Consider the following 23,801-nt stretch of genomic DNA (forward strand, 5'->3'; position numbering starts at 1 on the left):
CCCGCCGAATTGGCGAGCGAGCGACTCCTGCGCCTGCCATTCTGGCAGATGACGCGTCCTGTGAGTCAGCGCACATTAATAGGGCCACCCGCGACTGATGCCCGCAAGCGGTGCTGCCCGACCGATCGAGAGGACCGAACACGATGACGACCGAGCTACTCAAGAACTACATCGACGGCGCATTCGTGGACTCCACGTCCGACGAGGCCATCGACCTGATCAACCCGGTCGACGAGACGATCGTCGGCCGCGCCCCCGTCTCCAGCGAGGCCGATGTGGCCGCCGCCGTCGCGGCCGCGCAGCGCGCATTCCGCACCTGGGGGAAGACCACCCCGGGCCGGCGCCAGGCCGCGCTGCTGGCGCTCGCCGACGCGATCGAGGAACACAGCCACGAACTCGTCGAGGCCCAGTGCCGCAACACCGGGCAGCCCAAGGCGATCATCGCCGCCGAGGAGATCAAGGTCGGGGCCGATCAACTCCGGTTCTTCGCGGGTGCCGCGCGCCTGCTCGAGGGCAAGTCCGCCGGGGAGTACATGGAGGGCTTCACTTCCTACGTCCGCCGCGAACCGATCGGTGTCGTCGGCCAGGTCACTCCGTGGAACTACCCGTTCATGATGGCGATCTGGAAGATCGGGCCGGCGCTCGCAGCGGGCAACACCGTCGTCCTCAAGCCGAGCGACACCACGCCGGAGAGCACACTGGTTCTCGCGCGCCTGTCCAAGGGCATCCTGCCCGACGGCGTTCTCAACGTCGTCCTCGGCAACGCCCACACCGGCGCGGCGCTGGTGGAGCATCCGGCACTGGGGCTCGTGTCGATCACCGGTTCGGTCCGAGCCGGGATCGCGGTCGCGGTCTCCGCCGCCCGCCAGGTCAAGCGGGCCCACCTCGAACTCGGCGGCAAGGCCCCGGCCGTGGTGTTCGCCGACGCCGACATCACCAAGGCCGCGAGCGGGATCGCCGAGGCCGCGTTCTTCAACGGCGGCCAGGACTGCACCGCCGCGACCCGCGTGCTGGTGCACGAGTCGATCCACGACGCCTTCGTCGATGCGCTCGTTGCCAAGGCCGAGACCCTCACCCCCGGCCTGCCGGACGACCCGGACTCGTTCTACGGCCCACTCAACAACGCGGACCACTTCGCTCGTGTCACGGAGAAGATCGCGTCACTGCCGGCGTCCGCGAAGGTCCGCACCGGCGGCACCCGCGTCGGGGACACCGGGTACTTCTTCGCGCCCACTGTGATCACCGGCGTCGAGCAGCAGGACGACATCGTCCAGCAGGAAACCTTCGGTCCGGTCCTGACCGTACAGCCGTTCACCGACGAGGAGGAGGCCGTCACGCTCGCCAACGACGTCGACTACGGCCTGGCCTCGAGTATCTGGACCACCGACCACGGGACGGTGCAGCGGGTGTCCGCAGCTCTCGACGCCGGCGCGGTGTGGGTCAACTGCCACATCCCGCTGGTCGCCGAGATGCCGCACGGCGGATTCAAGCAGTCCGGGTACGGCAAGGACCTGTCCGCATACGGCGTCGAGGACTACACGCGGATCAAGCACGTCATGAGCTCGCACGACTGATTTGCACCCGAGAACTCTTTGTTCACAACAACCTTCGGAGGATTCCGCACCATGAACACCCTGTCCTACCGCCTCCCCCAGAAGCGCGCGCTCGTCACCGAACTGCCGGGCCCCAAGTCGACCGCCCTCGGCGCGCGGCGCCGCGCCGCGGTGGCAGCCGGTGTCGGTTCCAGCGTCCCGGTGTACGCGGCCGACGCGGACGGTGGCGTCATCGTCGACGTGGACGGCAACTCGCTCATCGACCTGGGCGCGGGTATCGCAGTGACCAGCGTCGGCGCGTCGAATCCGCGGGTCGCGGCGGCGGTGAGTGAGCAGGTGGGCCGATTCACCCACACATGCTTCATGGTGACCCCGTACGAGAGCTACGTGCAGGTCGCCGAGGAACTCGCCGCGCTGACCCCCGGCGACCACGACAAGCGCACCGTGCTGTTCAACTCCGGCGCCGAGGCCGTGGAGAACGCCGTGAAGGTCGCCCGCCTGGCCACCGGCCGCGACGCCGTCGTCGCGTTCGACCACGCCTACCACGGCCGCACCAATCTCACGATGGCCCTGACCGCCAAGTCGATGCCGTACAAGACGAACTTCGGACCGTTCGCGCCCGAGGTCTACCGGATGCCGATGTCGTACCCGTTCCGGGACGAGGCAGGGCTCACCGGCGAGCAGGCCGCCCGTCGCGCGATCACGCAGATCGAGAAGCAGATCGGCGCCGACTCGGTGGCCGCGATCATCCTCGAGCCCATCCAGGGCGAGGGCGGATTCATCGTTCCCGCGCCGGGATTCCTGCCGACACTGGTCGCGTGGGCACGCGAGAACGGTGTCGTGTTCATCGCCGACGAGGTGCAGACCGGCTTCGCCCGCACCGGATCGTGGTTCGCGTGCGAGGACGAGCAGATCGTTCCCGACATCATCACGATGGCCAAGGGCATAGCGGGTGGCCTGCCGCTGTCCGCGATCACGGGCCGCGCCGACCTGCTCGACAAGGTGCACGCCGGTGGACTCGGCGGCACGTACGGCGGCAACCCGCTCGCGTGCGTCGCCGCCCTGGCCGCACTCGAGACGATGCGCGAGTTCGACCTGCCGGCCCGTGCGCGCCACATCGGCGAAACCGCGACCGCACGGCTGCGTGCCCTCGCCGAGGAGGTCCCCGCCATCGGTGACGTCCGCGGCCGCGGCGCAATGATCGCGATCGAACTCGTCGTGCCGGGCACGACAGAGCCCGACGCCGACGTCACCAAGGCCATCGCGGCCCGGGCTCTCGAGCAGGGTGTCATCGTGCTGACCTGTGGCACCTACGGCAACGTCATCCGCCTGCTGCCGCCGCTCGTGATCGGCGACGACCTGCTCGACGACGCGCTCACCGTACTCGAGGGCGCAATCCGCGCCGCCACCTCGGCCTGACCCGACCTCTCCTCCAGTCCGCACCACCTTCGAACAGGACCGCACATGAGCAGCATCGACCGCCTCCTCGCCACCGTCCCCACCCGCCTCTGGATCGACGGCGCCGGCACGGATCCCACTGAAGGCGGCAGCTTCGCCGTCCGGAATCCGGCGACCGGAGAGGTGGTCGCCGAGGTCGCCGACGCGACCGCCAAGGACGCGCTGGCAGCCCTCGATGCCGCCTGCCGAGTACAGGCGGAGTGGGCGGCGACCTCGCCGCGAGAGCGGTCCTCGATCCTGCGCCGGGCGTGGGAACTGGTTGTCGAGCGCACGGAGGATCTCGCGCTGCTGATGACCGTGGAGATGGGCAAGACCCTGGCGGAGAGCCGATCCGAGGTGGCATACGGCGGCGAGTTCCTGCGCTGGTTCAGCGAGGAAGCGGTGCGGATCCAGGGCCGGTACACGCAGGCCCCAGCCGGCACCGGCCGGATCCTGGTCACCAAGGAGCCGGTCGGGCCGTGCCTGGCGGTGACGCCGTGGAACTTCCCGCTCGCGATGGGCACCCGCAAGATCGGACCCGCCCTCGCCGCCGGTTGCACGATCATCGTCAAGCCTGCCGAGGACACGCCGCTGACGATGCTGCTGCTCGCGGAGATCTTCGCCGACGCCGGACTGCCGGCAGGTGTGTTGTCGGTGCTCCCGGCGTCGGACGCGGCCGCGGTCACGGCCCCGCTGCTGACCGATCCGCGGCTGCGTAAGGTCACCTTCACCGGTTCGACTCGGGTCGGGAAGCTGCTCATCGAGCAGTCCGCCCCGCAGGTGCTGCGCACCTCGATGGAGCTCGGCGGCAACGCCCCGTTCATCGTGTTCGACGACGCCGACCTCGACGCCGCGGTGGAGGGTGCGATGGCGGCGAAGATGCGCAACGGCGGCGAGGCGTGCACCGCGGCGAACCGGATCCTCGTGCACAACGCCGTGCGCGAGGAGTTCACCGCGGCGCTCACCGCTCGGATCGCAGCTACCCGCGTCGGCGCAGGGTACGAGGACGGATCCCAGCTGGGCCCGCTGATCAACGAAAGGCAGCGAACCGCCGTCGCAGCGCTCGTCGACGACGCCGTCTCCGCCGGAGCGCGCCTGCGGACCGGCGGGCATGTGATCGACGGACCCGGCTTCTTCTTCGAACCGACCGTGCTCGACGAGATCCCAGCCGGTGCCCGCATCCTCCGTGAGGAGATCTTCGGCCCCGTCGCGGCCATCACGGGATTCGACACCGAGGACGAGGCCGTAGCCGCCGCGAACGACACCGAATACGGTCTGGCCGCATACTTCTACACCCGCGATCTGGACCGTGCGATGCGGGTGGCCGGGGCTCTCGAATCCGGCATGGTGGGCGTCAACCGCGGCGTAATCTCCGATCCGGCGGCGCCTTTCGGTGGCGTCAAGCAGTCCGGTCTCGGCAGCGAGGGCGGCACCGAAGGCATCGAGGAATACCTCACGACCAAGTACATCGCCTTGCCCGCCTGAGTCGTTCGCCCCACTACTGAACCCCACTACTGAACCGCACTACTGATCGGAGGGTCACCATGCGTCTGGTCGTCGGCTACCTCGCCACCCCCAGCGGCGCGGACGGTCTCGCGCTCGGCATCCGACTCGCCCGCAGCCTGGATGCGAGCCTCGACATCTGCATGGTCATACCGCCGGACCGGGCCCTTCCGGCCCGGGTTCCGGCCGACCCCGGCTACGAGGACCTGCTGGTCCACCAGGCCGATCAGTGGCTGGAGGAGGCGCTGGCTCAGGTCCCCGACGACGTGACGGCCGAAGCCCATCTGAGCTTCGACGACTCCTTCGCACAGGGTCTGCTGAACGAGGCGACCCGACTCGGGGCGCAGGCCATCGTCGTCGGCGCCGCGAGTGACAGCATGCTGGGGCGACACGGCATCGGCACCGTATCGAGCGAACTGCTGCACTCCTCCCACGTGCCGGTGGCGCTCGCGCCGCGCGGCATGAGGTACCACGCCGCCACGCGCATCCGGGAAGTCACGTGCGCGCTCGGCACCCGCGCCGGCGCGGATGTGTTGCTGCGCACCGCAGTACGCGCGTGCGAGCGGATCGACGCGTCCCTGCGGCTGGTCTCGCTGGTATCGATCGAGAAACACGACGACCTGCGGGGCGACCGAGCGGCTGTCCGCGAGCGCGCTCTCGAGCACGCGCAGAGCGTACTGGACCGGTCGCGGGCGCTGCTCGATCACGACATGCGAGTCACCGCGCAGGTCGCCGAGGGCGATTCCGTGGAGTCTGCCGTGAGCAAGCTCGAGTGGCACGAGGGCGACATCGTCCTCGTCGGTTCGAGCCGGCTCGCCCAGAACCAGCGACTGTTCCTCGGGTCGACCGCCGCGAAGATGTTGCGCGTGATCCCCGTCCCCATGGTGGTTGTTCCGAACTCGGAGAGCCATCTCGACCGTTAGACCTGTCCCACGCTCGGCCGCATCACGCGATGGGCCCTGAACCTGGAGCACACCATGGCAGCTGAATTACCGTCACCGCCACGATCCGGTGGCCATGTCGACAAGGGCCTGGCCACCAACAAGGTCGGGACGCTCTCCGGAGCGATCCTGGGCATCTCCTGCGTCGCCCCCGGCTACACGCTCACCGCAAGTATCGGGTTGATCGTCGCTGCGGTCGGCCTCAAGATGCCGGCCATCTTCATCGCCGGCTTCATACCGATGTTCCTGACCGCGTACGCCTACCGCGAACTCAACCGCGAATCCCCGGACTGCGGGGCATCGTTCACGTGGTCGACGAAGTCGTTCGGTCCGTACGTCGGATGGATGTGCGGTTGGGGCATGGTGGTCGCGACCATCATCGTGCTGTCGAACCTGGCTGCGATCGCGGTGCAGTTCTTCTATCTGTTCATAGCGCGGCTGCTCGACGCCCCCGCAATTGCGGACCTCGCCGGCAACAAGTTCGTCAATATCGCGACGACGCTGGCGTTCCTGGCGATCGCGACGTGGATCTCGAGCCGCGGCATCACCACCAGCGAGCGCGTCCAGTTCGTGCTCGTCGGCTTCCAGATGATCGTCCTGGTGGTGTTCGCGGCTGTCGCGTTCTACCACGTAGCGGCCGGGGATGCGCCCGCGAACCTCTCGTTCAGCCTGGACTGGTTCAATCCGTTCACGGGACTGACGATCGCCGCGTTCGCCGTCGGCCTGACCGGATCCATCTTCGCGTTCTGGGGATGGGACACATGCTTGACCCTCGGCGAGGAGTGCAAGGATCCCCAGCGCACTCCCGGCCGAGCCGGACTGGTGTGCGTGCTCTCGATCCTCGTGACCTACTTGATGATCGCCGTCGCGTCGATGATGTACGCCGGCGTCGGGGACACCGGTGTCGGACTGGGCAACCCGGACAACTCGGAGAACGTCTTCGGTGCACTTGCCGAGCCGATCCTCGGCCGCTGGGGTGGACTGGTGCTGTTCCTGGCTGTGCTGGCATCCTCCGCCGCGAGCCTGCAGACGACGTTCCTGCCCGCCGCTCGGACCATGCTGGCGATGGGCGCCTACGGCGCCTTCCCCAAGAAGCTGTCGGTGATCAATCCGCGATTCCTGGTGCCCTCCTTCGCGACCGCCGTAGCGGGCGCCCTGACTGCGGTGTTCTACACCGTGGTCACGGTCCTCTCGGAGCGGACCCTGCTCGACACCATCGCAGCGCTCGGCATCATGATCTGCTGGTACTACGGGATCACTGCCTTCGCCTGCGTCTGGTACTTCCGGCACGAACTGTTCAGCAGTGCCCGCAACATCGTCTTCAAGTTCCTGTTCCCCCTGCTCGGCGGAATCATGCTGATCGTCGTGTTCGTCATCTCCGTCGGCGAGAGCATCAACCCGGAGAACGGCAGCGGCGCCGCGATCGGCGGTGTCGGCCTGGTCTTCTTCATGGGATTCGGGCTGCTGGCACTCGGCGTCGTGCTGATGCTGGTGATGCGGGCGCGCCAGCCCGCGTTCTTCCGGGGCGAGATACTCACCCGATCGACACCTGCCCTCACCGACGATGCCTCCTCCAACGTGACGCCGCCACAGCAGGTGGGCTGAACGCGCCATAGTGGCGCACCCCTGAATCGCAGATTCGACGCATAGGCACCCCCGCAGGTGTGCCCGAGGCCACAGAATTGACGTCATTACCTTCGAGATCCGAAGCCATCACCCCGACGAAGGAGTTCCCATGCCCTCAATCACCCGCGATGTCGTGGTCGTCGGCGCCGGCCCGTCCGGCTTGACCGCCGCCACCGAGCTGACGAAAGCCGGACTCTCCGTAGCGGTACTCGAGGCGCGCGATCGCGTCGGCGGACGGACCTGGACCGACACCATCGACGGCGCCGTGCTCGAGATCGGCGGCCAGTGGGTCTCCCCCGACCAGACCGCACTGTACGAGACCCTCGAGACGCTGGGCCTCGACACCTACGAGCGGTACCGCGACGGTGATTCGATCTACATCGCCCCCGACGGAACACGAACCGTGTACTCGGGCGACAGCTTTCCCGTATCGGACCACACCCGCACCGAGATGGATCGGCTCATCGGGATCCTCGACGAACTTGCCGCAGAGATCGGCGCCGACGAGCCGTGGGCCCACCCCCGCGCCCGGGAGCTCGACACCGTCTCGTTCAGCCGCTGGCTCGCAGACCTCAGCGACGATCAGGAGGCCCGCGACAACATCGGCCTCTTCGTCGCCGGCGGCATGCTCACCAAGCCCGCGCACTCGTTCTCGGCTCTGCAGGCAGTACTGATGGCAGCCTCCGCCGGCTCGTTCAGCAACCTCGTCGACGAGGACTTCATCCTGGACCGGCGGGTTGTCGGCGGCATGCAGCAGGTGTCGATCGGACTCGCTCAACGACTCGGCGACGACGTCCTCCTGAACTCCCCCGTCCGTACGGTCCGCTGGGATGACGCCGGCGTAACCGTCCTCGCCGACGGCGACCTCGAGGTCCGCGCCCGTCGCGTCGTACTTGCGGTACCGCCGAACCTGTACACCCGGATCTCGTTCGACCCGCCGCTGCCGCGCCGCCAGCACCAGATGCACCAGCACCAGTCACTCGGACTCGTGATCAAGGTACACGCGGTGTACGAGACACCGTTCTGGCGCGCAGAGGGGTTGTCCGGCACCGGTTTCAGCGCCTCGGAGCTGGTACAGGAGGTCTACGACAACACCAACCACGGCGACACCCGCGGCACGCTGGTGGGCTTCGTCTCCGACGAGAAGGCCGACGCAATGTTCGAACTGTCCGCCGATGAACGCAAGCGCCGAATCCTCGAATCCGTCGCCCGCTTCCTCGGCCCGCAGGCCACCGAACCCGTCGTGTACTACGAATCCGACTGGGGCTCGGAGGAGTGGACTCGCGGAGCGTACGCAGCCAGCTTCGATCTGGGCGGGTTGCATCGGTACGGGCGCGACCAGCGCACCCCCGTCGGACCGATCCACTTCTCGTGCTCGGACCTCGCGGGCGCGGGCTACCAGCACGTGGACGGTGCCATCCGGATGGGCCGCGACACCGCACGCGCGATCATCGAGACGTCGGTCCAGCCGACCCGATGACACGCAGCCGAGGTGACCGCCCGGCGTCCCCTGGATCCCGAGGGTTGCCGTAGTGAGGACGAGCCCGAACCAGCTGCACACGTAGGGGATTCGTGAGGGAGGTGGGGGGGAAACCAAGTCCCCCTATAGATCCCCCAATCGTCCCCTAACCTGCCGCCGATCCCTCACCTCGGCTGCCCGGAGCACGGTCCAATGACTCCCGACACCGACCGGTGTCGACCTGGATCGAATGACCCACAGGAGCGCACATGTCCATCTCCGCGATCTTCTCAGCCCTGATGACCGCAATGTTCGGAGCCAACGTCGGATTCGGATCGGACGGCGGTTCCGCTGGCTCGAATGCCGAAGCGGGCGGCGGCGGTGCGGGCGGCGCCGCGGGTGGTTTCAACTTCGGATCCTGAAGTCCGTTCGGGTGCTCCCGTTCGCCCGGACGGGAGCACCTCGACACGCTGTTCGGCGACGAAGACCCCGGACTGCTGCGGTGGGCGCGCGATCGGTGCATCCTGATCACGTGCACACCTTCGAGGTCTGGGCCCCATTGCCACGTTCGGTTCACGTCCACGTCGACGGCGACGAGCACGCCATGACACGCTCCCCTGACGGCTGGTGGCGCGCCGACATCGAGGTCAGGCGCGGCGCACGGTACGGGTACGTGCTCGACGACTCCCCCGTCGTGCTGCCCGACCCGCGGTCACCGCGTCAGCCCGACGGCGTCCACGCGTCGTCACAGCTACACGAGCTGGACCCCGCCGGCTGGACCGATACCGCCTGGACCGGGCGTCAGCTCGCGGGCAGCGTCGTCTACGAACTGCATATCGGCACCTTCACCCCGGAAGGCACATTCGACGCGGCGATCGAGCGGCTCGACCACCTCGTCGACCTCGGTGTCGGGTTCGTCGAGCTGATGCCGGTTGCCGCATTCAACGGCACCCACAACTGGGGCTACGACGGAGTGCTCTGGTACGCCGTCCACGAAACGTACGGTGGCCCGGACGGGTTGCAGCGCTTCGTCGACGGGTGCCATCGGCGGGGTCTCGCCGTCGTACTCGACGTCGTCTACAACCATCTCGGACCCTCGGGCAACTACCTGGACCGATACGGGCCATACCTCGCCGAGGGCGGCAACAACTGGGGCCGCACCGTCAACCTGTGCGGGCCGCAGTCGCACGAGGTGCGCCGGTACATCGTCGAGAACGCCCTGCGCTGGTTCCATGAGTTCCACATCGATGCGTTGCGCCTGGACGCGGTGCACGCGCTGGTCGACAACACCGCAACGCATCTGCTCGAGGAGCTGTCCGTCGAGACGCACCGGCTCTCGGCGCATCTACGACGACCGCTCACCCTGATCGCCGAGAGCGACCAGAACGATCCGCGGCTCATCTCCTCGCGCGCCGCGGGCGGGTACGGCCTGGATGCGCAATGGGACGACGATGTCCACCATGCGATCCACGCGGCCGTTTCCGGGGAACGGCAGGGTTACTACGGCGATTTCGGCTCACTTCGAGCGATCGCCCACACCCTCACCCACGGCTACTTCCACGCGGGCGGGTACTCGACGTTCCGGGGCCGCAATCACGGCCGCCCGATCGACGTCCGCAGAATCCCCGCCGACGCGCTGCTCGCGTACACCTGTACGCACGACCAGATCGGCAACCGGGCTACCGGGGATCGTCCCGGCGCGTATCTGTCCGATGGCCAGCTGGCCGTGAAAGCGGCACTGGTGCTGTGCTCGCCATATACGCCGATGCTGTTCATGGGTGAAGAGTGGGGTGCGCGAACCCCGTTCCAGTACTTCACCTCCCACCCCGAGCCGGAACTCGGGAAGGCAACCGCGGAAGGGCGCCGCCGCGAGTTCGCCGAACACGGTTGGGATACCGACGACGTTCCGGATCCGCAGGCCCCGGGGACATTCCAGGCCTCGAAACTCGACTGGTCCGAGACCGAAATTGCCGCGCACGCCCGACTGTTGGACTGCTACCGCGCGCTCATCGCACTGCGGCACAGTCGACCCGAGCTCACCGATCCGTGGCTCGAGCATCTCACTGTCGAGTACGACGAGGGCGAACGCTGGATCGTGTTGCGCCGACACAACTTACGCATCGTCTGCAATCTGGGCACGGACGCGGTGCGCGTCCCGATCGGAGGCACGCCCCTGCTGTGGTGGGACCGGCCAACGCAGGACGAGACCGGTTCGGCGACCGTGGTGCCGGGTCACTCCTTCGCGGTACTCGACGCCGGATGAGCCGGGCGGTCAGAACGGCACCGCAGTGACGACTACGTTCGGACTGCGGCCGATAGGCACGGGAGCGCTGATGGACCACCGGACCGAGGGCGGCAGCGAACTCATGGATTGCGCCGCCGAATTGGGGCTCACCCGGTGGCAAGAAGGGGAGGTCTCGGCCGGGCAAAGGTGCTCTACACGGTGACGTCCGAGTATGGCATGTGCTCGGACACCCAGGGAAAGACGACCTCCATGAGCAACAGCACGAACGCGACAACGAGAACGATTACCAGCACAGCCTTCACCGGCCGGGGGCCGGGCAGAGCGCGCCAGAGGTAGCCGTACATTGATTACTCCTGCAATGCCGCGGGAATGTTGCCCGAGGACTTCGGGGTTGTTTCGACAAGAACAGCATGCACGATCAGGCGTTCGGTGTTCGAGAACAGCGGATGGCATGTGGTCAGTGTCAGCATGCTCTCCAGACCGGCGTCAGCCTCGGCCCAAGGAGTGCCGGGCAGCGGGTTGACGACATCGATGTCGGTGGGCACTGTCACGAGTCGACCCATGAGGTGAGAGTAGTCGCCGTCGGAGACGCGAGCGGCCTGCTCTGGACTCAGGCAGGCTTCTGCAGCCGCACGCCGATCGGGCGAGGCGGAGTCGAGTGGTAGCAGTCGGTATGTCATCCACTCGAACTCGGTTTCCACGACGACGGCATCGCACGCATCGAGTTGATCGAGGTGCTGGAACACCGCACCGGTACCGATGCGATGCCCGGCGAGCGCGAAGTTTCCCGCTTCGCCGGGCATCTGAGTGTCGGGGTAGTGGCCGGGGCCGGCCCGCAGGTCCTCGTTGCGGATGCCCTCGACGACGGCGTACGCGACGTCGAGGGTGGGAAAATGTACCCGTGCGAACCCTTCGCCGAGTACCGGGGCCGACGGGACGACCGGCTTGTCACCGGCCCCCCCGTCGCCCCAGGATTCCTCCAGGCCGCTGTTGACCTCATCCTGCAGCCGCCCAGAGACGATACTGGTCCAGAACGCCTCGTAGACAACGAACAACAGGATGACGGTCCCTGCCGTGAGGAGCAGCTCCCCGATGACCTGGCCAACACTCGGCCGGGTCCGATCTGGTACCGGAACCTTGGTATCGCTCACAGACCGGGGCCCCTTCCACGGACGCGTCGAACTAGTTGCCCAGGTTGATCGTGGCGCTTCCTGTGCCACCGAGCAGATCGTAGAGGAGGACGGACAGTCGACCGAGCCCGTCGATCGCGGCAGAACCGGTGGTCTGGATGTTCTCGATCACAAGCGAAATCGGGATGCTGAACACGGAAAGCTCTCCTTCGAGGGGCGGCCGAGCGATCGGCCGCAGAATGGGTGGTCCGCTGGTGAGCGGGATTCAATCGAGTTGGCATGAGCCCGGGGCGGGCGCGACCAGCAACGTCGCACCCGCCCCGGCACAGTGTGCCGGCTGGGGGATTACCCCTCGCCTACGCCTTCCTGCGGCTACGCACTGTGAGCCATGTGCCACCGGCGATCAGCGCTAGCGCTGCACCGGCCAGCCAGATGACGTTCGCACCTGTCACCGGCAAGGAACGAGACTGGTCCGGCTCGGCCGCAGCCGACTTGCCGGGAGCCGGCTTGCCAGGAGCACCGTTGTGACCCGAGTCGCCCGGCTTGGACGGCTGTTCCGGCGAACCAGGCACGCCCGGCACACTGGGACCAACAGGAGCTGGTCCCCCGGAGCCCGATCCCGTCGGGATCGACGATCCGTCCCACGGCAGGAGCGGAATCGGGATCGGGATGATGATCAGCCCGTTGCTGCTGGTCTTGTTCTCGAGTCCCAGCACCACTGATTCGTTCGCGGTACCGGTCAGGATGACAGAAACTCCGGTCGGCTCGCCCTCGATCTTGACGACGTCCGCGCTTCCTTCCTTGACGCTCCACACCACGTCACCCCACTTGACGTTGCTCACGTCAGTGCGGGCGCCGGTCTCGACAAAGGTGATCTCAGTGTCGAGTGGGAACTGAACCCGGCCGTCGACGACTGCGGCGTCGCACTTGGTGGTCGGTGTGGCCGAAACGCCCGGCTTGACATCGAGAACGCAGGAACGCGCCTCGTCATCGACATCCGTCCACGTGGCCGTGACCTGGAAGGTCGTGGACTCGTGCCCGGAAACCTGGTTGCCCTTCGGCCCGGTCACGATCTTGTCGATGTCCACGTCAGTGGTCGGAATCGGGCGGTTACGGATCTCCACCAGAGCCTCGTCGCCTGCAACAACCTGGACGGTGTCACGGTCGCCAGGCTCACCGGCATCCGCGGCCACGTAGTAGAACGGCCGCGCCCAGTCCATACCGGGCAGGGCATCGGGGTCGACCTCGGCGAAAGTGATCACAGTGTTCCGCGGCAGAACGTCGCCGGACTTCCAGCTCCAGCCGTTTCCGGCGTTGAGGGTGATCGTCTCACCCACCGCCGGGAAATCGGTTCCTGCTGGGAGCGCAGGATCGATTCCCTTGATCCGGACGTCGAACTCGGCACCCTCGGGCAGGTCAGCATCGGTGGCGGGAATGGGATCCGCGCCGTCGAAGATGAACTTCGTGAACTCGACCGAGCCGTTCTTCCACAAGGCCTCGTTCGTCAGGGTGACGAGACGACCCTCGGTCGGGTCGTCGGAGACGATGCCCGTCGCGGCGCCCTCGGAATTCGTGACGAGCCAGGATTCCCCGCTCGGATCGGTGGCCCACGAGATCGTGCCCCACTCGACTCCGGCGACGTCGGGACGCCCGGTTTCGGTGAAGGTCACCTCGGTGCCGACGGGAAGGTCGACGCCGAGCGGCGTGGCCACGCCGTTCTTGACGGTCAAGTCCTTGGTGACGAAGTTGACGCCGTCCTTCCAACGGGCCTGGACCGTGAACTCCACGTCGTCACCGACGGCCTCGGCGGCCTCGCCGCCGACCTGCTTGAGGATGCGCAGAGTGCCGTCGTTGGTGTCGACGAAGTTCGTCAGCTCGACCTTGCCCGGGTCCTTGCCGATGGTCACCACGGCCTTGCCGGCGTCACCGATCGTCACGTTCCCGGAGAATACGGGCACGCCCCAGGCGAGACCGTTACCGTTCGCCGGAACCGTCTCGGTCAGCGTGACCTTGGTTCCGCCGGGCAGGTTCACGCCGAACGGAACCGCGGTGCCGTCGGCCGGGAGCTTCAGCGTCTTGGACTGCGGCTTTCCGTCCGCGTTCCAGCTTGCGGTCACGTCGAACGTCTTCGGCACGGCCTTGTCGAATGCCTTGGGCCCCGTGAGCTTCTTGCTCAACTCGAAGGTGCCCATGGTGATCTTGGCCTCGTTGGTGACGGAGACCGTGTTCGCCGCGGCATTGGTGCCGATGGTGAGTGTCTTCGGATTGATCACCGGCTCCGACCACGTCACGCGGTCAGTGTTCAGCGGCTTGACCTCGGTGAAGGTGACCTTCGCTCCGATGGGCAAGTCGCTCAGGTCATAGTGCTGACCGTTCTTCAGCGTGAACTCGCGCGACTCGCTGCCCGCGTTGCTGTCACCGTTGGCGATCTGCGCCTTGATGACGAAGGACTCGTCGCCCGCGAGCCCACCCATTCCGTCACCGATGACGGTCTTGACGATCTTCGCCGAACCCAGGACCGCCTTGTTGACCAGCTTGACCTCGACGTTGCTCTTCGGCGCGATGCTCACCACCGCCTGGGTGCGATCCGCGTTGAGGACCACGCCCGGTGCTTCGCGGAACTTCCCCTGCTCGAAGTGGACGCCGTCCACCTTGGGCAGGTCGATCTCGGACAGGCGGATCTGCCAGCCGGTGCCGCGGGCGTTGACTCCGCTGACCGGCGTTCCGTCCGCCTTCACCTTGATGTTGTAGGTGCTGTACGGGGCGTCGGTCGCCGGATTCTTCCCGGGGGCGAACTCCTCGACCTTCACCGTGAACTCCGTGCCCTCCGGGAACTGCTCGGAGGAGGAATCGATCTGCTTCAGCAGCGAGAACGAACCGCGCGACACACCCTGACCGGTGCCGCCACCGCCCCACTCCTGCTTCACGCTCTGCACCGACTGCGTCTTGCCGTTGTAGAAGACCGAGTTGCCGTACACCGTGCCGCGCTCATCCAGTCCGCCACTGCTGGTGCAGAGGGTGTACTCGATGAAGTAGCGCGTCTCACGGTTGTAGTCGTCCGCCCCCTTCGGCAGGGTAATTGCGATCCCGGTGTCGTCGCCATTGCGCGTGACTGTGGTGTCCTTGGTCAGGTCACGCTCCGGATGAACCTTGCCGTCGCCAAGGAAGTCCTTCGCGACAACCTTGAAATTGAGGTCCTTCTTCAGATCGCCGCTGACCTCGCACACCGCCAAGGACTTGGAGAACGTGTCGGTGATGACCGCCGGTGCGTCGAGGCCCTCGAGAGTGTGTCCGGAGACCTGCACCTTCCAGTCGATCGTCGTGCCGGCCGGCTGCATCTCACCGGCGACGTCCTTCGGCACAGTGTTGAGCGTGCCGGCCTTGCCGCCCTCGAACTTGGGCCCCGTCACCTTTGCGGGTGTCGACTTTCCGTTGACGACCGCCGTGTTCGTGAACTCGTTCGTGGTGTCCGGCACCTTCTTGTCGCCGAGGCAGGTCCGGAACTTCACGAAGTAGTACTGCTTCGAGTCCTGCTCGATCTTGTCCTTCGGCGTGATGGTCATAGTGAAGGACTTGGCACCCGCCGTGGCGGCGGAAGCGTCGATGTCGAACTCGGAGGTGACGTTGACGTGGTTGGTTGTTTCACCGTTCAGCCCGGGCAGACGGTTCGCGCGCCAGATCGTCGGATTGAGGCCGCCCACGCAGACCTCATGGTTGGCACTGAAAGTCTCCGCGATTGTGACCTTCTGGTCGGGCAGGCTAGCGATGAAGGTACCCGGGACCGTGATGCTCCAGTCGATCTCGTTGTACCGCGTGCCCCACGCCCAATCGCCGGACTTCGATGGCCCCGTCTGCGGTTCCCAGTCCTGGCCGACGCCTACCGAGCCCACGGTGTTCCCGCCAATGGTCACAGAGTTGTTGTAGAGAGTGCCCTTAGGGTCCACTTCGCCGCTCGCTGTACAGGAGGTGTACTCGACGCGGTAGAGCTTGTCCCTCTCGAAGGGACCACCGTTATTGATCGCGATGCTGACCGGAGCACCGGCGGCAGACTGGGTGACGCTGACGCCGTTGGCGACGGGCTTGAGATCGTTCGGTCGGCCGGACAGCAGCTTCGCGTCGACCTTGCCGTCGCACAGCTTCATGTTTGCCGAGAGCGCATCGCTCAGGGTCACCGAACCGGTGTTGCTCGAATCCAGAGCAGCCAGGTCTGCGCCAGGGATGTCGATGGTCCAACGCACCGCTTGCTTGTTGCCCTGGAGCTGGCCGGACTTCTTTGCCGCGCCGATGACGCTGCCGTCGCCGATTCCACCACCGCCGGGCAGCTCGTGCGTCACCTCGTACGTGCCGTTGATCGTGAAGTCAACCGTCTTGGAGGTGGTGTACTTGACCGCCTTCGTGTAGACGAAGAAATCGCCCTTCACATCTTCGGGGCGTTCCGTCACCGCCTCGGAGAGCACACAGGTCATGACATTGGTGGCAGCCACCAGCTCGCAGGTGCCCCAGACCGCGTCTTCGCCCTTGAGCTGGATCGTCTGGTTGGAGCCGAGCTTCAATACGTCAGGGAACTTGATCGTGAACTGGTCACCCGGCTTCGGAGTGGCCTTGCTCGCATCCCACGTGCCGTGCACCTCGACGGAGTCCCCGACCGTGATCTGCTCGCCGGGATTTCCCTCGACCTTGATCTCGGTTATCTCGACCTTGATGTCGGGATTGAGTCCGAGCGGCGTGACCGCCGCGCCTCGCTTCGCCGTCGTGGGTGCCACGCTCGTCGTGGTCGCGGGCGACCCTGACGTGGACGCAGCCGGCGCCTTCGTCGTGGTCGCGGGCGCGTCTGACGTGGTCGCGGGCGATTCTGACGTGGGCGCGGCCGGAGTCGAACTCCGTTCCGCCGAAGAGGATGGACTCTTCACTGTTGGCGTCGGAGTGGAGGTGGTCGAGGTCCCGACTTCTTGCGCCGAGGCAACCGGGGCGAATGAGAACGAAGACACGACCAGCGCCAGGACCGCAAGGATCATCCCCAGCGCCGCCCACCGAGACACCACCCCCTCTCCGGCACGACGCAGGAGGACACGGTTACGCATCAGGTACACCTTCCGTTCAACACACATGATTGCTCGCACGCCCAACCAGAGGTCGGCGACGGACTACGGAAAAATCGGACAGCTATTTGGTATACACGAGACAGCAGAATGCACGGTGATACACGAAGTCCCACCACGGGTGCGAAACAGCGCTACCGAATCGACGGAAAACACGCTGAGCACTGGACAATTCGGAACCGCGTCGATGCTCGACATGCGGCGAGTAGCACCCGCGGGCCGACCGCAACTTCACCCTCGAAATCACCCCGTAGCCGACCGCGGCACCACCCTGGAGATCGTCCGCCTATGGGGCACAAGTGATCCACGGCACACGAATGCAGCGTTCCGCTTGCCTTACCTTCAGGCAGCGGAATCACGTCGCATGTGACGTACGACACTGCGCGAGAGGACATCTGGTCCGGAGAGGATATGACGCTTGCAGGCATGGCGGGCGGCCTGTCAACAATTCATCAACAGCCGGTTCGATGAGATATCTTGCCAAGCCCCGGGTTTGACGGAGACAACGAACATCCGGACGGATGCCGAGGCTCGGAACAAGGCGATTGTTCACATCGGCGACCAAATCGGCGCCCATTTCCGAAGCGCTACGCAGCTGAGTCGAACGCGCCGAAACCGATGAAGGGCTGTGACCCGCGGCACGACGACAACCTACGACGCGGGCGGGATCGCTGAACTCCCCCGCAAAGTTCGTGAGATGTGGCGGGCGGAAAGAATCTTGACGCGACGTCCAGCCGACCTGCGACACGCCGACCACGACCGGTGCCGCGATCTCGCCGCCCACACACTACGCCGCCAAGACCCGTCCCGAGTCCGCCCGCACAGAACGCAATCGTGCGCTGACCGAGCAGATCACCACCGTCCGCCGAAAGAACCACGGCACCTTCGGGTCCGCGGGATCCACGCCCAACTGCTACGCCAGGAAATGTCGGTCATCCGCCGCACCATAGAACGATTGACGCGAAAGGCCGGTGCGAAAGATGCAGTGCGAGTAGAACGTGCGTATCAACCGCCGATCGAAGCGATGTCGCCGGTGGCGACTGCCGCCGATCCTGCCCAAATCTTCTGCAGCAGAATAGAACACGGTTACGGAGTCCTTCCGCGCACCAAGAGCAGTCCAGCACCGGCCGGCTACCGCGCTCCCCGTCTCACTCTCAAAGTCACCCGGCGTTTCACCCCCGCAACGGGTTCGCTGCCGAAATGTACACGCGGAGAATGAGACCGGTACCACAATTTGCACTTGATCAGCGACGATCAGGGCTACCCCGATCGTCGACCGGGGCAGCCCGCATCGCCTCTGAGAACTAGCGGCTGCGGAGCATCCGCGCGACCAGCACGGCCGAGGCGAGCAGCACCACCGCCGTCGCTCCGGCAGCGATGTGCATGCCGTCGACGAACGCATTCTGCGCGGATTCCAGGAACACCGCCGCCTCCCCACTCGGCAGCGACTTCGATACCTCCACCGCGCCACCGAGGGTGCCCTGAGCCACATGCGCCTGATCGTCGTCCAACGCAGAGACGTCCAGCCCGCGGCGGAAGATCGCCAGCACCACGCTACCCAGCACGGCGACACCAAGTGCGACACCGAGTTCGTACGCGGTCTCCGATACCGCGGATGCGGCGCCCGCACGCTCGGGCTCCACCGCGCTGACAACCAGGTCCGATGTCAACGTCAACGCCACGCCGATTCCCGCCCCGGCGAGGATGAATCCCACCACGAACGCCTGCGGGCCACTGTCCACCCGCAATGCGATCAAGGTGGCGGCGCCGATCGCCGCGATCACCAGGCCCACGCTGAGCACCCGACTCGGCTCCCACCAGCGCACCAGCCACGCCGCCGCCAGTGAGGCCACCGCGCTCACCAAGGTGCCCGGCAGCATCAGCAGTCCTGCCTCGAGCGGCCGATATCCCAGTACCAGCTGTAGATACTGCGATCCGAAGAACAGCACGCCGGCGAGTGCGAAGATCGACAGCAGGTTGGTCAGAACCGCGGTGGAGAACGCGGGCCGGGCGAACAGCGACAGGTCGATCATCGGGTCGGTCAGAGACCGCTGCCTGCGAATGAACGCCCAGCCTGCGAATGCACCGACGAGGCCGACTCCCGTGAGGAGCCACGACGGACCGTGCACCACGGTCTCCTTGACCGCGTACACCATCAGGACCATTGCCAGCATCGACAACCCGGCGCTGACAATGTCGAACCGTCCCGGCTCCGGGTTCTTCGACTCCGGGATCACCAACGGGCCGAGCGCAATCAGCGCAATCATCACCGGGATGTTGATGAGGAACACCGAACCCCACCAATAGTGCTCGAGGAGCCAGCCGCCGATCAGTGGACCCGCCGCGGCTCCGCCACCTGCCATTGCGCCCCACACACCTATCGCGGTGATGCGCTGGTTCGGGTTGACGAACATCGTGCGGATCAAGCCCAGGGTCGCGGGCATCAGCGTCGCACCTGACACGCCCTGCAAGACGCGCGCAACGATCAACATCTCGGGACTTGCAGACCACGCGGCGATCAGCGACGCGAGACCGAAACCAGCGGCACCGATCAGCAGAAGTCGACGACGCCCGATCCGGTCGCCGAGGGTACCCATCGTGACCAGCAAACCGGCGAGGACGAACGAGTAGATGTCGATGATCCACAGGAGCTGGGTGCTACTCGGCGCCAGGTCCTCACTGATGAACGGCAGCGCCAGATCGAGGACCGTCGCGTCCACCGAGATCAGCAGCACTGCAAAGGCAAGCACTACCAGCCCGAGCCAGTCCTTCCGGCCGGCCCTGACATCGTTCAGATCCCGCGCCGTACCCAAAGACATGCTTCAACTCCCACAAGCAAACGCTCAATTTCGTGAATGGCAACCAACCAGGAGGTTAACCGTCTGGCCGGTACAGTAGCCTCATCAGCGTAGCAGCCGACCGTCCAGCCGGTAAAGTAGCTTTCATGGCATCGGACACGCGCGATCGCATTCTCGACGCACTCGAACGCCTGCTCCTGGATGTGGGGCTCGCTCAGGTCACGCTCGAAGCTGTGGCGGCGGCAGCGGGCGTCTCCAAGGGCGGGCTGCTGTACCACTTCCCGAGCAAAGAGGCGCTGTTCGCGTCCATGGTGCGGCGCCTCGGCGACCGCTCGGACCGACAACTCGCCGACGCCGTCGCCCGCGGTAGCTCGGTATCCGAGATCTACCTTCAGTACCCGGACGCGAACTCCGCCGACGAGATAGCCCTCTACCGGTCGATGCTTGCCGCGATGCGCAGCGCCGACGGACAGCACGACGAGGTGCAGCAGGCCGTCGGCGACGTCATGCGGTCATGGGACGACGGACTACTCAGCGAGATCGACGACCCGGTGCAGGCCGAGATCGTGCGCCTCGTCGGCGACGGCATCTACCTGGCCGCCCTGCTCGGCCTGCCGCGAGCCGACCCGAACTTGCACCGCCGCGTCGTCGACCGACTGCTCGGCACCGAGTCGGCGCCGGACGCAGACGCTACGTGAGGTAGCGGTACGCCGGAGACCCAGGCTCGAGCTGTTCGACCTGGATGTGCGAGCTGCGCATCCGGTCCAGCAGATCGCCGAGACCGTCCGCCGATCCGAGCTCGACACCGACCAACGCGGCACCCGTCTCGCGGTTGTTGCGCTTGACGTACTCGAACAGCGTGATGTCGTCGTCGGGTCCGAGAACCTCATCGAGGAAACGTCGCAGGGCGCCCGGCTCCTGCGGAAAGTCGACCAGGAAGTAGTGCTTGAGCCCGAGGTGCACGAGCGAGCGCTCGAGGATCTCGCCGTAACGGGACACGTCGTTGTTACCACCGGAGATCAGGCACACGACGGTACTTCCCGGCTCGATGTCGAGCTGGCCGAGCGCCGCGACCGACAACGCGCCTGCCGGCTCGGCGATGATGCCCTCATTCTGATACAGCTCGAGCATCGACGTGCAGACCGCGCCCTCGTCGACCTGCGTCATCGCGAACGTCTCGGGCCCGTGACCCGGCCGTGGCGCCGCCATCAACGGGAGGGACGCGTGCGAAACGACGTTTGCGCCGAGCCGGGACACCACCGCGTACGGCAGGTCGCCGATCCGCTTGACCGCGGCACCGTCGACGAACGGATCGACCTCCGGCAATGTCACTGGCCCACCGGCCACCAGCGCGGCGGTCATCGACGCGGCACCGACCGGTTCGACACCGACGATGGAAGTCCGGGGGGCGCGCTCGTGCAGATAGGTCGCGATGCCGGCGATGCAGCCGCCACCGCCGACCGGGACGACGACACTGTCCGGCGCGACCTCGAGCTGCTCGAGGATCTCCGCAGCGATCGTGCCCTGTCCTGCGGCGGTGCGGACGTCGTCGAAGGGAGGCACCATGGTTGCGCCGGTGCGCTCGACATCTGCGGCGGCCGCGGCGGCCGCGGCGTCGTAGCTCTCCCCGATCGGGATCAGTTCGACGAACCGCCCGCCGTGCACCTTGATGCGGTCGCGCTTCTGCTTGGGGGTATTGGCCGGAACGTAGATCCGCCCGGTGATCTCCATCGCCCGGCACGCGAACGCAACACCCTGCGCGTGATTGCCCGCACTCGCGGCAACCACTCCCGCGGCACGCTCGGTGTCGTTCAACTGAACTATGAGGTTGTAGGCGCCGCGCAACTTATACGAGCGGACCACCTGCAGATCCTCGCGCTTGAGGTAGACGCGGGCGCCGGTCAGGGCGGAGAGCCGTTCACTGATCTGAAGGGGTGTCGCATCGATGACGTGCGCAATTCGCTCCGCTGCAGCATCGATCTCATCCGCGGTGAGCGCGGGCGAGGTTACCTTCAGATCTGCGAGTTTCGGCGAACTAGACACCCATCTATGCTGCCACTGCGCGCCCCGCGGCGCTCACCCGACCCACTGACCCGGCACCGGGGGCCGCCGATTCGTCCGAACTGCGACGGTCGCGGCACATTGCACAGATCCGACTTTCCGGATCCGAGCGGGCGACTACTGCGGTGTGAGGACGAAGACCGGGATCTGCCGCTCGGTGCCTGCCTGGTAGGTCGCGTAATCGGGCCACACCTCGACAGCGCGCTCCCACCAGACGGCCTTCTCGTCGCCTGTGACCTCGCGGGCGACCATGTCCTGCTTGACGGGCCCGTCCTGCAGTTCGACGCGCGGGTCGGCAATGACGTTGTGGTACCAGACGGGATGCGTCGGAGCCCCACCGCGCGACGCGACGACGGCGTACTCACCGCCGTGCTCGACGCGCATCAGCGGCGTCTTGCGGAGCTTGCCTGACTTGGCACCCTTGGTGGTCAACACGACGACAGGCTTGCCCTCGAGCGTTGTTCCCTCGGAACCGCCGGAGCGCTCGTAGAGGTCGACCTGGTCTGCTGCCCACTTGCTGGGGCTGGGTTCGTATTCACCAATGAGAGGCATGGGTCCAGTGAACACCCTCACCACGACATCGACCACTCGACTGCGCCGCCACGCGAGACACACGCCGAAAGTTCGCTGGACCGAAATTCAGAGTATGCGTACTCTGAACATACAGACCACGCCAGACCGAACCGAGCGCGAATCGAGGTGACCGCCATGACCACCACCGCAGCCCACCGGCGCACCGCCGGCAGTCACGCAGCCACTGTCGACATCGCCGGTACCGCTTGGCCGCTCCACAAGCTCGAGGCCGTCGCCGCGTGGCTAGGCACCTTCCTCCTGGTGCTGACCGTCACGCAGGTATTGCAGATCGCGGTCCTCACCGCGGCGGTCGTCGCCGTCGTCGTGTGGTGGGTCCGGCGCGCACTGATCCTGCGCCGCAAGGACTGAACGGCACACCCGGCAGATTCTGATTCCTGTCGTATTTGTCGGAGAATCCCGTAGCGTCCCGACTATGACCTCGTCCACCCTCGCTACCGGTATCCGTGCCCACGGCCTGGCCCGAGCATTCGGCGCGGTGCACGCAGTGCGCGCAATGGATTTCGTGGCGGAACCGGGTGAGGTGACCGCGCTGATCGGGCCGAACGGTTCAGGCAAGACCACGCTGCTACTCATGCTGGCTTCGCTCCTGCGGCCCGACGCGGGCACGATCGACATCTGCGGGCACGACCCGACCACCGACACCGCGCAGGTGCGGGCCCTGCTCGGCTGGATGCCGGATACCCTCGGCATGTGGGAGTCGCTGACGGCCCGCGAGATTCTCCTGACGGTCGCCCGCCTCTATGGAATCGGACCGGCCGCGGCGCGGCAGCGGACAGCCGATCTACTCGATACGGTCAAACTCGGCGATCTCGCGGACACCCCGGCCCGAGCATTCTCACGTGGACAGCAGCAACGACTTTCGCTGGCCCGCGCACTCGTCAACGATCCGCTGGTTCTGCTGTTGGACGAACCGGCGTCGGGGCTGGATCCTGGCGCACGAATCGAGCTGCGGGTACTCCTTCGCCGGCTCGCGACCGAGGGCCGGACCGTCGTCGTCAGCTCCCATGTCCTGGCAGACCTCGACGAGATGGCCGATCGGGCCGTGTTCGTCGCCGACGGGCGCACGGTGCGGATGCAGACGCTCGCCGAGGCCGGCGCCCAAGCGCGGACGTTCGTCGTACGGGCGCTGGACCCCACGACGCTCGACGTAGCGCTGGCCCGGGCCGGTCGGCCGCTGCACGCTCCGGCCGACCATAGACCCGGCGACCGGGTGATCATCGTGGAGAACGACTCCGACGCCGCGCACGTACTGCGTGCCCTCGTCGCGGACGGGGTCGCCGTCACCGAATTCGGACCCGCTACCGGCACCTGGGAACAGACGTACCTGAGCATGCAGGAAGCGCAGTGAGGGAAGG

At 66.4% G+C, this 23,801-nt stretch carries 18 protein-coding genes; 11 read left to right on the forward strand and 7 right to left on the reverse strand.

The genetic code is table 11. The features are described 5' to 3' along the window. Nucleotides 1-143 precede the first annotated feature (143 nt). From ERC79_RS01700 to treZ, 8 genes are all read left to right on the forward strand, one after another. Entirely contained in the window at nt 144-1,574 is a 1,431-nt protein-coding gene (locus ERC79_RS01700; RefSeq protein ID WP_131575178.1) for an aminobutyraldehyde dehydrogenase, read from the forward strand. A gap of 51 nt (nt 1,575-1,625) precedes the next feature. Then, nucleotides 1,626-2,972 carry a 4-aminobutyrate--2-oxoglutarate transaminase gene (gene gabT, locus ERC79_RS01705; protein WP_131575180.1) on the forward strand — a complete coding sequence of 449 codons (1,347 nt, stop codon included), beginning with the start codon at nt 1,626-1,628 and terminating at the stop codon, nt 2,970-2,972. 45 nt (nt 2,973-3,017) lie between these two features. Beyond that, nucleotides 3,018-4,475 carry an NAD-dependent succinate-semialdehyde dehydrogenase gene (locus tag ERC79_RS01710; RefSeq protein WP_131575182.1) on the forward strand — a complete coding sequence of 486 codons (1,458 nt, stop codon included), beginning with the start codon at nt 3,018-3,020 and terminating at the stop codon, nt 4,473-4,475. Between the two features lie 59 nt (nt 4,476-4,534). Then, nucleotides 4,535-5,416: a universal stress protein gene (locus ERC79_RS01715; protein WP_131575184.1), complete on the forward strand. Its 882-nt coding sequence runs from the start codon at nt 4,535-4,537 to the stop codon at nt 5,414-5,416. A gap of 54 nt (nt 5,417-5,470) precedes the next feature. After that, the gene (locus tag ERC79_RS01720) at nt 5,471-7,039 is read left to right on the forward strand and encodes an APC family permease (protein WP_131575186.1); all 1,569 of its coding nucleotides are present in this window, start codon (nt 5,471-5,473) and stop codon (nt 7,037-7,039) included. A gap of 130 nt (nt 7,040-7,169) precedes the next feature. Then, nucleotides 7,170-8,540, forward strand: a complete 1,371-nt coding sequence (locus ERC79_RS01725; RefSeq protein ID WP_131575188.1) for an NAD(P)/FAD-dependent oxidoreductase — start codon at nt 7,170-7,172, stop codon at nt 8,538-8,540. 248 nt (nt 8,541-8,788) lie between these two features. Beyond that, entirely contained in the window at nt 8,789-8,941 is a 153-nt protein-coding gene (locus ERC79_RS22885) for a hypothetical protein (protein ID WP_165497024.1), read from the forward strand. Between the two features lie 110 nt (nt 8,942-9,051). Then, entirely contained in the window at nt 9,052-10,782 is a 1,731-nt protein-coding gene (gene treZ / locus ERC79_RS01730) for a malto-oligosyltrehalose trehalohydrolase (RefSeq protein WP_131575190.1), read from the forward strand. A gap of 173 nt (nt 10,783-10,955) precedes the next feature. Here treZ and ERC79_RS22890 read toward each other — a convergent pair whose 3' ends face one another. The 5 genes from ERC79_RS22890 to ERC79_RS01745 all read right to left on the reverse strand — a co-directional run bounded on the left by ERC79_RS22890 (nt 10,956) and on the right by ERC79_RS01745 (nt 19,812). Then, on the reverse strand, nt 10,956-11,108 hold the full coding sequence (locus ERC79_RS22890) for a hypothetical protein (protein ID WP_165497025.1): 153 nt from the start codon (nt 11,106-11,108) through the stop codon (nt 10,956-10,958). A gap of 3 nt (nt 11,109-11,111) precedes the next feature. Next, a complete protein-coding gene (locus tag ERC79_RS01735) occupies nt 11,112-11,915 on the reverse strand; it encodes a class E sortase (protein WP_131575192.1) in 804 nt (267 codons plus the stop codon). Between the two features lie 31 nt (nt 11,916-11,946). Further along, nucleotides 11,947-12,090, reverse strand: a complete 144-nt coding sequence (locus tag ERC79_RS22895; protein WP_165497026.1) for a hypothetical protein — start codon at nt 12,088-12,090, stop codon at nt 11,947-11,949. A 160-nt stretch (nt 12,091-12,250) separates the two neighbouring features. Further along, nucleotides 12,251-16,657, reverse strand: coding sequence for a DUF5979 domain-containing protein (locus ERC79_RS01740; RefSeq protein WP_242676716.1), 4,407 nt, complete (start codon nt 16,655-16,657; stop codon nt 12,251-12,253). 1,640 nt (nt 16,658-18,297) lie between these two features. Beyond that, a complete protein-coding gene (locus tag ERC79_RS01745) occupies nt 18,298-19,812 on the reverse strand; it encodes an MFS transporter (protein WP_131575194.1) in 1,515 nt (504 codons plus the stop codon). A gap of 125 nt (nt 19,813-19,937) precedes the next feature. Between ERC79_RS01745 and ERC79_RS01750 the strand changes: the two genes are divergently transcribed. Beyond that, the gene (locus ERC79_RS01750) at nt 19,938-20,489 is read left to right on the forward strand and encodes a TetR/AcrR family transcriptional regulator (protein ID WP_131575196.1); all 552 of its coding nucleotides are present in this window, start codon (nt 19,938-19,940) and stop codon (nt 20,487-20,489) included. Here the strand turns inward: ERC79_RS01750 and ilvA are convergent. Next, complete coding sequence (gene ilvA, locus ERC79_RS01755; protein WP_131575198.1) at nt 20,482-21,834, reverse strand: threonine ammonia-lyase IlvA; 1,353 nt, start codon at nt 21,832-21,834, stop codon at nt 20,482-20,484. The two genes, ERC79_RS01750 and ilvA, sit on opposite strands and share 8 nt — an antisense overlap. A 135-nt stretch (nt 21,835-21,969) precedes the next feature. After that, complete coding sequence (locus ERC79_RS01760) at nt 21,970-22,404, reverse strand: nitroreductase family deazaflavin-dependent oxidoreductase (RefSeq protein ID WP_131575200.1); 435 nt, start codon at nt 22,402-22,404, stop codon at nt 21,970-21,972. Between the two features lie 156 nt (nt 22,405-22,560). Here ERC79_RS01760 and ERC79_RS01765 point away from each other — a divergent pair, with 156 nt between their 5' ends. Together ERC79_RS01765 and ERC79_RS01770 are read left to right on the forward strand one after the other, a co-directional pair. Then, nucleotides 22,561-22,794 (forward strand): hypothetical protein, encoded by a 234-nt coding sequence (locus ERC79_RS01765; protein WP_131575202.1) that lies wholly within the window; start codon nt 22,561-22,563, stop codon nt 22,792-22,794. Between the two features lie 64 nt (nt 22,795-22,858). Then, a complete protein-coding gene (locus ERC79_RS01770; RefSeq protein ID WP_131575204.1) occupies nt 22,859-23,794 on the forward strand; it encodes an ABC transporter ATP-binding protein in 936 nt (311 codons plus the stop codon). The last annotated feature ends 7 nt before the right edge of the window (nt 23,795-23,801 follow it).

Origin of the sequence: Rhodococcus sp. ABRD24, from assembly GCF_004328705.1 — a bacterium.
Lineage (GTDB): Bacteria > Actinomycetota > Actinomycetes > Mycobacteriales > Mycobacteriaceae > Prescottella.